This is a genomic window from Bacillus sp. FSL K6-3200 (genome assembly GCF_038630485.1).
GTDB classification, from domain to species: Bacteria; Bacillota; Bacilli; order Bacillales; family Bacillaceae; genus Bacillus; species Bacillus safensis.
Map to the genome: position 1 here is coordinate 1,529,363 of NZ_CP152032.1, position 14,360 is coordinate 1,543,722.

General features: G+C 37.7%; 14 protein-coding genes and 1 pseudogene. 10 read left to right on the plus strand and 5 right to left on the minus strand.

Annotated elements, in window-relative coordinates:
• Positions 1-35 precede the first annotated feature (35 nt).
• Together dcm and MHI60_RS07770 are read right to left on the minus strand one after the other, a co-directional pair.
• Positions 36-1,364 (minus strand): DNA (cytosine-5-)-methyltransferase, encoded by a 1,329-nt coding sequence (gene dcm / locus MHI60_RS07765; protein WP_144484200.1) that lies wholly within the window; start codon positions 1,362-1,364, stop codon positions 36-38.
• Positions 1,361-1,642 (minus strand): hypothetical protein, encoded by a 282-nt coding sequence (locus tag MHI60_RS07770; protein WP_144484197.1) that lies wholly within the window; start codon positions 1,640-1,642, stop codon positions 1,361-1,363. The genes dcm and MHI60_RS07770 overlap by 4 nt, the downstream gene beginning before the upstream one ends.
• Positions 1,643-1,972: 330 nt before the next feature.
• Here MHI60_RS07770 and MHI60_RS07775 point away from each other — a divergent pair.
• From MHI60_RS07775 to MHI60_RS07805, 7 genes and pseudogenes are all read left to right on the plus strand, one after another.
• Positions 1,973-2,263 (plus strand): annotated as a pseudogene (locus tag MHI60_RS07775) (MBL fold metallo-hydrolase); the annotation flags it as partial.
• A gap of 186 nt (positions 2,264-2,449) precedes the next feature.
• Complete coding sequence (locus MHI60_RS07780) at positions 2,450-2,752, plus strand: metalloregulator ArsR/SmtB family transcription factor (RefSeq protein ID WP_039182804.1); 303 nt, start codon at positions 2,450-2,452, stop codon at positions 2,750-2,752.
• Positions 2,753-2,889: 137 nt separating this feature from the next.
• Positions 2,890-4,056 carry an MFS transporter gene (locus MHI60_RS07785; protein ID WP_342502679.1) on the plus strand — a complete coding sequence of 389 codons (1,167 nt, stop codon included), beginning with the start codon at positions 2,890-2,892 and terminating at the stop codon, positions 4,054-4,056.
• Positions 4,057-4,122: 66 nt separating this feature from the next.
• Positions 4,123-4,971: an MBL fold metallo-hydrolase gene (locus MHI60_RS07790; RefSeq protein WP_144484191.1), complete on the plus strand. Its 849-nt coding sequence runs from the start codon at positions 4,123-4,125 to the stop codon at positions 4,969-4,971.
• A 151-nt stretch (positions 4,972-5,122) separates the two neighbouring features.
• Positions 5,123-5,713 (plus strand): Crp/Fnr family transcriptional regulator, encoded by a 591-nt coding sequence (locus MHI60_RS07795; RefSeq protein ID WP_144484188.1) that lies wholly within the window; start codon positions 5,123-5,125, stop codon positions 5,711-5,713.
• 69 nt (positions 5,714-5,782) lie between these two features.
• Entirely contained in the window at positions 5,783-6,124 is a 342-nt protein-coding gene (locus tag MHI60_RS07800; protein WP_095409996.1) for a darcynin family protein, read from the plus strand.
• A 105-nt stretch (positions 6,125-6,229) separates the two neighbouring features.
• The gene (locus MHI60_RS07805) at positions 6,230-6,736 is read left to right on the plus strand and encodes an LURP-one-related family protein (protein ID WP_144484185.1); all 507 of its coding nucleotides are present in this window, start codon (positions 6,230-6,232) and stop codon (positions 6,734-6,736) included.
• A gap of 89 nt (positions 6,737-6,825) precedes the next feature.
• Here MHI60_RS07805 and MHI60_RS07810 read toward each other — a convergent pair whose 3' ends face one another.
• Positions 6,826-7,131, minus strand: a complete 306-nt coding sequence (locus tag MHI60_RS07810; RefSeq protein ID WP_144471613.1) for a nucleotide pyrophosphohydrolase — start codon at positions 7,129-7,131, stop codon at positions 6,826-6,828.
• The gene (locus MHI60_RS07815; RefSeq protein WP_144471615.1) at positions 7,097-8,770 is read right to left on the minus strand and encodes a DUF2075 domain-containing protein; all 1,674 of its coding nucleotides are present in this window, start codon (positions 8,768-8,770) and stop codon (positions 7,097-7,099) included. The genes MHI60_RS07810 and MHI60_RS07815 overlap by 35 nt, the downstream gene beginning before the upstream one ends.
• Before the next feature lie 215 nt (positions 8,771-8,985).
• Here MHI60_RS07815 and MHI60_RS07820 point away from each other — a divergent pair, with 215 nt between their 5' ends.
• A complete protein-coding gene (locus MHI60_RS07820) occupies positions 8,986-9,861 on the plus strand; it encodes a LysR family transcriptional regulator (protein ID WP_263639870.1) in 876 nt (291 codons plus the stop codon).
• A gap of 40 nt (positions 9,862-9,901) precedes the next feature.
• On the opposite strand, the gene MHI60_RS07825 is transcribed toward MHI60_RS07820, so the two are convergent.
• A complete protein-coding gene (locus MHI60_RS07825) occupies positions 9,902-10,798 on the minus strand; it encodes a PhzF family phenazine biosynthesis protein (protein ID WP_144484182.1) in 897 nt (298 codons plus the stop codon).
• Between the two features lie 242 nt (positions 10,799-11,040).
• On the opposite strand from MHI60_RS07825, the gene MHI60_RS07830 reads away from it, so the two are divergent.
• Positions 11,041-13,224: an Ig-like domain-containing protein gene (locus MHI60_RS07830; protein ID WP_144484180.1), complete on the plus strand. Its 2,184-nt coding sequence runs from the start codon at positions 11,041-11,043 to the stop codon at positions 13,222-13,224.
• A 105-nt stretch (positions 13,225-13,329) separates the two neighbouring features.
• A complete protein-coding gene (locus MHI60_RS07835) occupies positions 13,330-14,340 on the plus strand; it encodes a hypothetical protein (RefSeq protein WP_186437290.1) in 1,011 nt (336 codons plus the stop codon).
• Positions 14,341-14,360: the final 20 nt, after the last annotated feature.

Here is a 14,360-nt window from a genome sequence, read left to right on the forward strand (position 1 = left end):
AGTCAAAAAAACCCATCCAAAAGGATGGGCTAAAATTAAATGTGAGTAACCTCTAAAGAGTTTGAAACATATGAATGGCAGAGTCTTTTACAAATAGCTTTAACGACTGGAACTGACACAGTATTACCAAGTAAATCAAATCCTTCATCTTCATTTACGTTAAATTTAAAGTTATCGGGAAAGCCAAATAATTTCAAACCTTCTTGTAACGTAAGTTGCCTAATTCCTTCACCATCTACAATTCCGAGGCGGGATACATCAGTTGCAACAATAGTAGGAGCTAGGTCATTTGGGTCAAGTATTTTATTAAATTCAAAGCTTAGTTTTCCAGTAACAATATTATATCCCTTTTCTATATTTGGATTAGGTTTGCGAACTTTTACAACACTTCCATTTTCTCGGAATTCTTCAACTAGAGATTTAGGATGTTCTAACTTTATATAACCTTTTTCAGTTAGGTCTTCGAGCATTTCTTTTAGATTTTCATGAGGGTAAAAAGTTTTAATTTCTTCAAGTGTAAGGGGCATACCATCCATCCAATCAATCCCCTTTTTTTCTGCCCAGTGTTTTTTTCGTCTCTCCTTGAGGAGTAGTCCAAGTAATATTTTTTGTTCTGAGGAAACTTCTCCTTTTAGACCTATATCCCAACTGTGTATATTATTTATTCCACCACGTTTATCTTTGATGGATTTTCCATATAATTCCTCGGGTTTAAAATTCTTGAAAAGCATTTGAGTAAAATTACTTTCCTTGGTTGGAAGACCTTTCAACAGTATATCTTGTAATTTGCCTGAACTTTTAGCGAAATTTTCTAGAGATATTTCTTCTTTTTTTGTTCCTGCAATAAAAATTCTCTTCCGAGACTGAGCAAGTCCAAAATCTTTTGAGTCTAAAACCTTCCAAGTAACTTTATATCCCAAAGTTTCTAAAACATTAATAATAGTTGACAAAGTTTTACCCATTTTATCTTTGGGGTTCTCTAAATCATGTTTAACCATACCCTCTACGTTTTCAAGTAAGAAACCATAGGGTCTTTTTGCTTCTAATATACGCTCTATTTCAAAGAATAGTGTGCCCCTAGTATCCGAGAAGCCTAGACGTTTTCCGCCAGAACTAAATGGCTGACAGGGAAAGCCAGCTAACAAGAAATCAAAATCGGGAATTTCATCAACATCAACCTTTGTAATATCTCCAGCAAAAATTCCATGTGAATAATTTTCTTCTAATACCTTAATTGCATGCTTTTTAATTTCAGAAGTAAATACACATTCTGGAACTATATTATTCTCAGAAAATGCTTGTTCAAATCCTGACCGTAGACCACCTATGCCTGCAAATAAGTCTATAAATTTTACTTTCTTCATTTACTTACCTCTTTTGCTTTTTGAGATTCAAAATTAGCCTCATTAATTAAAGCTAATAATTGTGTATATACTTTAACAAAATCATCGCTATCAACTGGATAAGAAGGACTTTTTCTGCCTGATACTTTTCCATTGTAGACCATCTGTATTTTTTGAACTGGAACAAAGACTCCATTCCAATTTTCCACACCAACACTGATTCTATATTGGGTGTTAGGTGGATGGGGAAAGCTGGCATCAATAAATGCAGTCCTCTCAGGGTAGAACATTAAAGACATAATTAACCCTCCAATTAACTTGTTATGTACAATTATACCTTAATTAATCTTAGTTAACTATAGATTATTCAAAAACTATAGGTTACTTAAAAACTATAGGATTTGTAAAAAGAGGTTGTCAATTAAAATGTGTATTAAAGGAATGGCTTCCTTCGTATGCATGCGCAGCAAGCTGCCACAAGAGAATTGATTGAACATATTTCCGTGAAGACGAAGGATAAAGAAGATCGAAAGTTAGCCAAACAATTATTAAAGAAATAAGATTTGATTTGCCATCGCATAACGACTTAATAGGGATAAAATCTAAAAATATTAGAAAGCAGGCACACCATGCACACAATCAAAAAATTAGGCCAAACCTTCTCCTACATCACACCAGTATCACTCACCGACCGCCCCATCCTAAGCATGGTTGTAGGCAATAACAAAACCTTAATGATCGATGCTGGTAACTCGGAAGATCATGCGAACTATTTCATCCAAAGAACTTTAAAGCACGAGAGCGCCACGCCCGATATGGTTGTCCTCACGCATTGGCATTGGGATCATATTTTTGGTCTGCCGGCGATGCCTAATACGCTTTCGATTGCTTCTGCACAGACAAGAAAGGAAATGGAGAAGCATTCGCTACATCTTTTGTTATTACCCATTTACCATTTTTGAACGTACCGCGTGAGACAGCGTAATCTCAATGCATGTAAAGGCATCACGGTGAACCGTACCAGAGGAAGAATGAAAACAGAAAGTTGTAAGGAATCTCAAACAACACGTGTTGACATATCGTTATTTATCGATATAATGATTTGTATGGAGCCAATAGAAGTTTTCAAAGCCTTATCCAATGAATCAAGACTGCAAATTTTACAATGGCTAAAGGAACCTGATCGTCATTTTACACCCCATGAAGGGATTGATATGAATACTACAGGGGTATGTGTTAGTCAAATAACAGATAAATTGAAAATGACGCAATCAACAGCATCTCAATACCTTTCAATTTTACTACGAGCTGGCTTAATTACGACAGAGCGTATAGGTAAATACACGTATTATAAAAGAGATGAAAATGCCATAAAACAAATTGCTGAGATTCTAGAAAAAAATATTTAATAAATGAACTGAATTCATACATCAGAATTCAGTTTCATTTATTAAATACAAATCGACTTATCGTAATATGTTTTTTTGTCCATACATATTAACAATTCTAGATATGTGAATGTATTATATATAAGGAGTGATCTACATTGTCAAACACTGTAAAGATTTACATTTTAGCTATTGTCAGTTTTTTAGTTGGTACATCAGAGTATATCATCTCTGGTATTTTGGATAATATTTCTGAATCATTAGGAATTACAATAGCTGCAGCTGGCCAGTTAATTACGATTTTTTCTCTTGTGTATGCCATCTTCACCCCAGTATTAATGGCTTTAACATCGGGAATGAATAAACGCAAGTTAATGTTATTTTCACTTAGCGTTTTTATTCTAGGTAATATTCTTGCATTCGTCCTCCCTGGGTATCAATTATTTATTGTATCAAGAATTATTATGGCTCTTGGAGCGGGGATGGTCGTAGTTACTGCATTAACAATTGCTGAAAAAATTGCACCAAAAGGTAAGAAAGGTACCGCTATTGCTACAGTAGTAATGGGATTTACAGCATCATTGATCATTGGAGTCCCACTAGGCAGAATGACTAGTGATTTCTTCGGTTGGAAAGCTGTATTTGGAGGAATAGCCTTACTCGGATTATTAGCCATGGTGATAATTTCTCTTACGATTCCAAAAATCCAAGGGGATAAACCTGTACCTTTAATTCAACAACTTGCTCTTTTTAAAAAACCAAAAGTAGTGTTGGGATTAGCCATCACCTTTTTCTGGCTTGGTGGGTATTCAATTGCCTATACCTATTTATCCCCTTACCTTTTAAATATATCAGGTGTAAGCAACAAATTGCTGAGTGGAGTTCTCCTCGTATTCGGGATTGCTAGTCTAGTTGGGTCAAAGTTTGGTGGATTTAGTACCGATCGATGGGGTGTGAATTTTACTCTGATTAGTGGAATGACATTACATGTCATCATGCTCATATTGCTCTCACTAGTTACGCATTCTTATGTTGGAGTATTGCTCATTTTAATATTATGGTCATTTGCTGCATGGTCTTCTGGCCCGACTCAACAATATCACTTAGCTACAATGGAGCCAGAGTCATCAGGTATACTATTAGGTCTCAATCAGTCAATGATGCAATTGGCGATGGCTGCAGGTGCAGCTATTGGAGGTATCTTTGTAGAGAGGGTTTCTCTATCTTCCGTTACTTGGGCAGGTGCTTTAGGCGTTGCAATCGCGATCATTGTAACAATATTGGCTTCGCGTGCTACTTCGAGTAATGAAATTCGATATACTTAAACAGTAGAACGATGGGGAAAAACGTGATTCAATTTAAAAAATAATGACAGAAAGTAGGAAGCACCTTTGCACTCAATTAAAAAAATAGGTCAGAGTTTTTGGTACATCACACCAGTATCACTTACCGACCGCCCTATCCTAGGCATGGTCATAGGCAATAACAAAACATTAATGATCGATGCTGGTAACTCAGAAGATCATGCAAAATATTTCATAAAAGAAACCTTAAAACACGAGAGCGCCAAGCCCGATCTGGTTGTCCTCACGCATTGGCATTGGGATCATATTTTTGGTCTGCCTGCGCTGTCTGATTCGGTTTCGATTGCTTCTGCAAAGACCAGAAAGGAAATGGAGAAGCTTGTTCCGTTTTCGTGGTCTGATGAGGCAATTGATGAGCGGGTGAGGGAAGGAACGGAGATTGAGTTTTGCGCGAAGGCCATTAAGGAAGAATATAAGGATCATCGAGATATTCAGGTCGTTTTACCGGAAGTGACGTTTGACCAGCGGATGGAAATTGATCTTGGCGGGGTTACTTGTGTCGTGCAACATGTTGGAGGCGATCATGCTGCTGATTCCGTGATCGTGTATGTGAAAGAAGAGAAAATCCTTTTTCTTGGTGATTGTATTTATCCGAAAATGTATGCCGAAAAAGTTCATTATACGGTGAAAGAAATATTGCGTCTTTTAGATGAGTTAGAAGCTTTTGATGCTGATACGTATATTCCTTCACACCAAAGACCGTGGACAAAAAAGGAGTTTCGTCAGGAAACAGACAAACTTCGGATGATAGCGAAATTCACTGATCAATGTGGTGGAGATAAGCAGAAAATCACGAAAGAATATCAACATTACGTGAACAGAGAACTGAAAGAAGATGAATTAGAAACCATTGCTTACTTTGTAAATGGGTATTAAATAAACACTAAAAAAAGTCTCATTTGAGTAATTTCCCTCAAACGAGACTTTTTTTTGCATCACGTATTGTGACAGACTTATTTTTAGCATTAATAATAAAAACAATCCCCAAGTAGGCTTGAGTTTTCCTTATTAGGAGGTAAAAAAATAGATGGACAAAATAACTGACCCATGCGATACTTTCAAAACCAAAATATCCAAGTATCCAATCGAACAAAATCATTGGCAAGCCTTCAAAGAAGGAACAACGATTAAACAATTAAAAGCAGGTACATGTATGATCAAGGCTGGCGATCCGGTGAAGCATGCTTATTTTTGCATAACGGGGCTCTTCCGTCTGTTCTATTTGTTACCGGATGGAAGGGAGTACAATGTGGCTTTTACGTTGGAAGATGATTTTGCTACTTCTTATGCAAGTATGATCAACGGGCAGCCTTCTCCTTATTCGATTGAAGCGATGGAGGATTCGATCGTGATTGAAATTCCGTATGATCTGCTTCAATTGTTGATGGACAGAAGTCATATGTGGGAGCGGTTTGTTCGGGTTAGTGTAGAAAGGCTGTATACGAGAAAGGAAGAGCGTGAGAGGGAACTGCTATATTTGCCAGCCATTGAGCGATATCAGGCGTTTTTATTGAAATATCCCGGGTTACATCAACGTATCGCTCAATATCATATTGCCTCATATATCGGTATTTCTCCGGTTTCGCTGAGCAGGCTGCTCCATCCTGCTGAACATTAACCTATGTTAATGCACATTCTCAGAACTGACGTACAATCATCACATCATAGAAGAATCGGGGGTATGATGATGAAATATATGATGGTTGTTTTATTAGAGTTCTATCCTTCTTGGCTTGCTTTACCACGAGAGGAGCGAAGAATCCATGCGGCTTCGTTGCAAGAGTTGATGCAGAAATATGAGGAACATGTGACGGTGCGCTTTTTTGATGCTGAAGCTCTTCCAGGCAAGGATTACACAGATTTTGTGATGTGTGAAACGGATGACCTGAAATTCTATCATTTTATGTGGGAAGAGATTAGAGATTCTATTCCTTACACAAGAGGTTATGTCAAAATTAAAGAAGTCATTATGGGAATGGAAGAAGCTTTTCAAACATATGAAAAAGAATCTCTGAAAATGGATCAGTAATCAAAAACCACCTGCTATCAGGTGGTTTTTTGTACATTCTATTTTTTGGTATAATCAGAGGTAATGTAAGAACGGATAAATTTTTGAACTGAATCGGAGGTACATATGAAACAGCTTTACATGAAGCAGAAAGTATTTAGTCTGAGCGGCAGATTTACGGTAAAAGATCAGCAGGAGAACGATGTGTATGTGGTTGAGGGCAGCTTTATGAAGATGCCGAAGACGTTCACCATTTTGAATACAGAACGAGATAAAATCGCTATGATTACGAAGAAAATGTTTACCTTTTTACCGAAGTTTTTAGTAGAAGTTGGTTGTCAAGAGGTATTGACGATTAAAAAAGAGTTTACGTTCTTTAAAGCAAAATATTCAATTGATGCTGCTGGGATTGAAGTGCAAGGTAACTGGTGGGATATGAATTTCCAAGTGCTGCAGAATGGCGAAGTGATCGGTCAGGTGAAGAAGGAATGGTTTACTTGGGGTGACAGCTATAAGGTTGATATTTTGAAAGAAGAAATGGAGCCTGTGATGATTGCGCTCGTTGTTGCGATTGATTGTGTGAAAGCTGATGAAGCAGCGTCTAGGTCTTCGTCGTCGGCAACGACGAATTAGACAAATATATTCTTAAAGTATAATGAAATGAAGAAGAGTGATAGGACATCACTCTTCTTCATTAATAATTTAGAACGAATCATGTTTCTTTACTTTTTAATGGGATATTTCTCTCCATTTTTTATTAATTTTTCTTCAATTATTTCTTTCACATCTAGATGAAGATCTGAGCAAAGCATTAGTGAATATATTAAAATATCGGCTATTTCCTCTCGGATATTTTCTTCGTTCGCCTCAAGAGCTTCTTCATTACTTTTCCATTGGAAGTCTTCAAGCAGTTCAGCTGCTTCTATCGAGATTGAGATGGCCAAGTCTTTTGGGTTATGATATTGTCTCCAGTTTCGATCATCTCTAAATTGGTTAATTAAATGTATTAAATCTTTGATCTCCGTCATATTTGCCTCCCTCTTTTATCTCTTGTAATTTCCTTCTCAATTTTTCATCTGTTGCATAAATATAAAGCCCGTGAATGCCTCGCTTCATCAAAACGTTAATCGAGTTTAGTATAATCTTTTCTTTTGCCTGTTTGATTTCCTCTGGAGACATGTCACTTCTTGATGTGAATGCACCTGTGTCTTTATAATTTGACGTGTCTATGAGAAGTTCATCCTTTTCTTCATCATAGCTGATAGAAGGACCAAGTATGACACCGACATAATTTAAATCAAATCCTTGAACCGTATAGATTGAGCCGACTTCTCTAATTGAATCGGCATGTTCAGCCCATGTCCATTTATCATTTGTAAAATTCCAAGGCATATTAATACCAGCTTCATCTACGATATAGGCAGCTCCATTTTTTTTATGTAAAAAGTCAAAGGTAGATACAATGCGGGATAGACCTACCTCATTATCTTTCTGCTGAATGGCAGTTTTAAATTTCTCCGGCTCCTCAAAAATTTTAAGTTCGAAAGAATCCTGTTTAATAGGCAAAGGTAACAATTGTTTTGACACAAATTGGTCAATCCATTTCAACGTACCAGTATCAGCATGCATACGCATCTGTTCTGTGAGTTTTACAGTCTTGGCATGATATCTATTTGTAATTTCCTCGAGTAATTTTTCATTCCAGTAGCTTTTAATTTTGAGTACCTGCTTTGGATCAAAAATGACAATGGTTATTTTACTTCGTTTGATAATTTCCTCTAGTTGGTTTTGGTAATGGAAGTTATTGTACTTATCATCTTTTGTTAATAAAAGGTGGGCTTCATCAATTAACACGATGTCAGCCATTTCACCTGACTTTGTCATCTGATTAATAAACGAGGTTGGTCTCATAATTTGTTTCTTTTTCAGGTTTGGCAGACTCTTTGCGATGTTTTGATATGTTTTAAGCATTTCCGCATGATTCACAAGTAAATAATTGTTCTTTTTGTTTAAGACAGAGTCCATATCATTTGATAAATCTTGAATCGTATTAAAAAGAGAACTCAGTAAAACACTCTTCCCAGTTCCTGCATCACCTTCTATCGAAATCACATGGTGACCTGACTGTTTGATATGCTCTTTACAAAAAGATAAGATTTCATGCTTAATTTCTACTTGTTGAGGTGATAATTCTTTATAGGGAGAAAGTTTATAAATATCTCTATTTTTTAAGGTTTCAATTGAATTACTAACGATCTTTTCTTTTTGAAGTTGCTCCCATATCTCTTTAAAAACAGTTTCATTGTAAAAATCTTTTTGATAATAATGATGCATTTCCCTCGATCGTGTCTGGCTAACATTTTTTAATTGGAAACGATTTTCTGCAATAAAGTAGTTTATGAGATTTGTCTCAATATTGTAAGATGCGGATTGATGAAATCGTTTATGTCCGATCAGAATTGTTTTAGTTAATTTGTTCTTTTTTGGGTCTTTTAAATGATCCTTCAATCGTCTGCTAGCTTGGACTGACTGGCCAATATAAGCAGATGGTTTCTTCTTTTCATCATAAAGAATGTAGACAATAGGTTGATTATGGAATAAGGTTGTTCGTAAAGAAAGAATGTGATTTGTATTAAAATCGCGTTTTTCAATAAAAAGTTCACTCATTTAGCTAGCCCCTGTAGTCTTTTTGCCTATTATCGTATCATAAATTTAGCAAAATATCTCAGTGATCATAAGTGAATATTGAATTCCTCGACAAATTAGACATGTTGAGTTTTCATAGAGAGATAGAAGTCTTTGATTTACTTGTAATAATGGGAAAAACCAAATGAGCTTTTTATCTAGCAGTATACTTTTCTATTTATCATATGAACAACGAGGTGAGCACACTGATCACATTCCAATACAAAGTATTTCTAACAGTCGTCGAATGCGGCAGTTTTACAAAAGCCGGGGAGAAGCTTGGGCTGACGCAGTCTGGGGTGAGTCATAATATTGCGAAGCTTGAGTCGGAACTCGGGATTGTGCTGCTTCGGCGGAATCGAAACGGGCTTTCGTTAACGGACGCAGGTGAGCGGGTGATGCCGCATATCCGGCAAATCTTGCATCATGCGGCATTGCTTGAGCAAGAGGCGGCGCTAATTCAAGGAATGGAAGTAGGGAGCATCAAGATTGGGACATTCCCTAGTTTTTCTTCAAATGTCCTTCCACGCCTTATTCATCGTTTTACGCAAAGCTATCCGCATATCAAGCTGGAGTTATATGAGGGTGGTTATGAGGAGATTGAGGAATGGATCGCTTCAGGCACGGTTGATGTTGGTTTTTTAACGCAGTCATCGAGGGAATTCGAGACCGTTCCACTTTTTCAGGATGAGTTGGTGGTGCTCATTCAAGAGAATCATCGCTTTCATACGAAGAAAGTGATTGAAGTTGACTCGTTACATGATGAAGCCTTTATCATGCCGAAAGCGGGCTGTGACATACTCGTTAAGAAGCTGTTAAAAGAAAGAGGCGGCGTGAAGCCTCATGTTTTGTTTGAAATTGAAGACAACAATACGCTTATTTCTATGGTTCAAGAAGGGCTTGGGGTCACGATCATTCCAAAATTAGTTTTGCCGCCGTACATACCTCATACGAAAGTCATTCCACTGGAGACGAGCGTCTTTCGTGAGGTTAACCTGGCGCTCAAATCATTCAAAGCAGCTTCCCCATCGGCCAAAAGATGGATCGAAACGGTCAAAACTCATTTTAAATAGTATCAGCTTGAACAGGATATCTCCCATTCAAGCTGATGTTTTATAAAGTCAACACGCCGCGGATCGTGATGACAGCTGCGCCTGCCACTTTGATCACCGGCTCTGATTCATTCGGAATGACTGTGATACGAAGCATGCCAGGTCTGCCGATGGCATCCCCTTGGGCAATGTTCAGGCGAGTGATTTCTTGCTGAGAAATGATACCCTCCAAATAAAGATATCCAGCCAACGCCCCGTTTGCTGCCCCCGTCACAGGATCTTCGGGTATACCAATCCCAGGTGCAAAATCCCTCGTATAAAGATCGCATTCTTTTGAGGGGTGGAACGTATAAAGGTGGGTTGTCGAGATGCCATGCTCTTTATTCATTCTAGCTAAAGCCGCTAAGTTTGGTGCCGCTTGATCAATGTCCTGTTGGTCCTTCATCGGAACAAGAAGATGCCAGTTACCGGTGTTTGCTAATTTGATAGGATAGGAAGGATCAAGGCGGTCACTGCTCACACCAAGCATGTCACTAAGCTCTTCTAAATCGATGACAAAATCTCGTGTCTTCGGTGTCACCTGCGTCATTTCCACATCAACGACCTTGCTATTTTCTTCGTGCCATACTACAGGCACATTGCCGATCTTTGTTTCTAACACGACCCCTGAACGCTCTTTAGCCAACCCTAGCTCCGTCGCCAGAAGCCAAGTCAATCCAACAGTCGCATGCCCGCAAAAATTGACCTCTTCCGTCGGTGTGAAGTATTTGACGCGATAATCGGCTTCCTTATCTTGGGCAGGAAGCAAGAAGACGGATTCCGGTAAATTCAACTCCTTGGCGATGCTCTGCATGTCATCCTCTGTTAAAAACTCACCATCCAACACTACCCCAGCGGCATTTCCTCCAAATTTCTCAGTTGTAAACGCATCGACGTGGTACACCCTAATGTCTCTCATCTGACGAACCCTCCTACACATTTTTGTTATGTTTATCATAAGTTTGTTTGATGCATTCGTAAAATGAATCTTTTTGATGGTTTAAATCGGAAGTGTTCATGTAAGAGAGGAGGGTTCACTGTACCTATTAAATTGGTATTTTGATAAGTCTTTAGTCATGTTATTAGCTCTTGTATCTATACTAGATGAAATGTATAATATTTGTATATAAAAACATTAATAGGAAAAGTGAGGATATATTTATGAAAATGGTCCTGAAATTAGTAGCTTCTATTCTATGTGTGATGATGTTGAGTTTTCCTATTCAAGAAAGTGTGAGTGCCACAGAGGGTGGAACGAAAACAACAGTCGATCGTTATCAATATGGTGATAATTATCTGACAGGTAAAACAGCGCCAAACGCAATCGTTGCACTCGTAGATTGGGGTGTTCCGAGTAACTGGAAATCTAAATATATGCACTACGCAAAAGCAGATAGTAACGGAAACTTTAAGTTGTTTTCTTTGAACTTTAGTTCAGGTCAAACGTTGGAGTTAGATACATATGATCAAAATGGAACAATGCTTGCTTCAAACAAAGTGTATGTTTTCAAGGAATCTTTTAGCTCATTAGATCCGATTTATGATACTTCTCAGGAGCTAACTGGGAAAACAGTGAAGAACACAAAAGTAGAGGTCATGAAAGATGGCGAAGTGATTGCTTCAGGTACATTTAATGATGCCATTCATTTAAAGCTGCCTGCCCTAAGTGCAGGTACATTCCTAACAGTGAAAATGACGACTGGTAACAATATCGACGTTTACAAAAAAATTGTGAATCCTAAGAAAATCTCACTTATTCCTACGACAAAATGGTCTAAATCAGTGAAAGGCCAAACGGGAATTCCTTATGCAAAGATCGTCTTTAAAAATCAAAAATCAAGTGACATCATTCAATCGATGACTGCAGATGGTGATGGCAACTTTGAATTGAGTTTGGACAAAAACTCAATAAAATCATTAAATCAAAGTAAATTTCAAGTGTTGGAACCCTCTTATGATAATGCTTTGCATGAGACCACTTTCCAACTGAGATCAACTGCTCCAACTATTGATCCATTTACTCAGCTTTCAACTTCAGTGGGCGGGACCGCAACTCCTGAAAGTATGATTCATATTTTAGATGGAGATGGCAAAGTCATTGGGGAAGGTCAGACAGACTCTAAGGGCGTCTATGATGTTCCTGTTTCAAAGTTAATCGGCGGTGACTTAATTACAGTCAAGTCGTTCATGGCTGATAATCCGAGTGAAACGGATCAATTTCAGGAAGATGTACAGAAAGTTTTCGTGGAAGAAATCGATGATTCAAGTGATACCATTAATGGCATAAGTACGTTTGGTAATCAAGCTGTTGTAGAGGTGCAATCTGATTCAGCGAATAACACAATAAAAGCAATGTCGAAACTCAGCGCTAGCACAATGAAAAAGAAATTTGGACCATTCCCTATTACGCCTGGAAAAGATTTCAAATTAAAAACTGGGAAATTACAACAAGGGTCCAAAGTAACGATCACGTTGTTAAGCGGAAATAGAAAGGTCACCCTGCCTACTGTCACCGTCAAAAAAGTCGTCACATCTCCACTTGCAGCATCTCAAGTGAAGGTGACAAACAACAAAGGGAAAAATGATACGGTGACGATAAAAGGAATCAAAAAGCAATCAGTCATCAAAATATTTAAACAAGCATCTGGCGGTAAAGCGGTTGCCCAGCAGACTGCTTCAAGTTCGAACATGGCAATTTCCATCAAACAATTGGGTCAAACAAGTGGAACGCTTTATATCAGTATAAAAGAGCCGGGTTTAAAAGAGGGCAATCGAGTACCAATTCGTTATCAGGGTGAAAAGTCAGATTCTTTAAAAGCCAACCAAGTCAAAATCAATAATCTTAAAAATAAAAATGACATCATTACAGTGAGTAAATTGAAGAAAAAAGATGTGATTAAAGTCTACTCAACAAGCGGGAAATTACTAGCCACATCAAAACCAGCTAACAGTACATCCATCAAGTTGTACGTCAAACAAGTAGGAACTAAGAGCGGTAAAGTGTATGTCACACGCAGCAGTGATAAGTTGCTGGAAAGCGGAAAGCAAGCTATTTCCTTTAAAGGTGAGCCGTCTACTTCGTTAAAAAGCAACCAAATCAACATCGTAAACAACAAAAAGAAAAAAGACGTGGTCACGGTCAGTAAACTCACAAATCAAGATGTTGTCAAAATCTATCATTCTTCAGGAAAGCTTATTGCGAAGTCAACAGCTACTAAAGGCAAAGTTGTAAAAGTCACTTTTAAACAACTAGGCGCTAAGGGAGGAAAACTCCACTTCACCGTCACTGGGAAAGGCATGTCGGAAAGCAGTAAGACGGTAAAGACGTTTAAAGCTGAAAAGTAGAGTTTAATCTTACCATTTAAAAAAAATCGTCATTCATTTCTATGGTGACGATTTTATTTTTAATAGCCAAACGACATAAATTCCAATGATAGGAGAGTGTTTATATTGAAAAGAGTAAAGAATTTTATCCTAATGGCTGTCATCCTTTGCAGCAGTATGTGGTCCGCGACTGTTCAGGCACAATCCGGATATTTCAACACGTATACAACGTATTCTGCAATGTCAGGTTCTGGGTTCTACACTTCTATGCAAGGGATGGCTGTAGATCGTAATAATAATATGATTTATGCTGCAAAAATAAATACGGCAAACCACTTGACGCAATTGTACGCTATTAAAATGAACAGCTCGTCGAGCAATAGAACTGTTAAGCTTCTTAAAAACTCTGACACCAACAGTACTAGCAATGACTTAGGACATGCCAATGACTTAGCTGTGAAAGCTCAAAAAGGTGATGATCAAGTTAGCTTATATGTAGCGCCTATGTCTGATGGTGTAAAGTATGTAAAAAAGATAGTGAAGTTAAGTGTAAACACGAAGAAAAATACGTACAAAGTGGCTAAATCCTATGTCCTTCAATACCAAGGGGCGAATTTATCAATTAGCGGTATCACATATTCTGTTGGAGCGGACAAGTTTATTGTAAGGTCTGGGAATCGCTTTTTTATTGGGAATTTTAACGACCAAAAAGGACAATTTGAATATGAGGCAACGTTTACATTAAATTATACGAAAGCGATTGTAAATCAATCAGTGGTTGATGTTTCTAAGTACATTCTTCAAGGTATTTCTTTCTATCAAGGAACATTATATGTACCATTATCTAAGCCAGACTCCAACGGCGGAGCTTCTAATGTGAGTGTCATTCTCACATACCCGTTAAATATCAATCAAATGCTGAAAGAGCAAAAGGAAACACCCGCAAAAGATTTTTCAAAAGAGTTGTTTACTAGAAAAGACCTTTCATTCCGAATTACGAGCAGTGCATTTACTCTTTTTGAAATAGAAGCTGTTGATTTCGATGACGGAACATTATATTTTAATACAAATCGCGGGAAGAACGGCACACAAGAAGATATGATCGCGACGTTCAATGATTATAACTATTACAAGTGAATTGTATTCAAAAAGCCCCT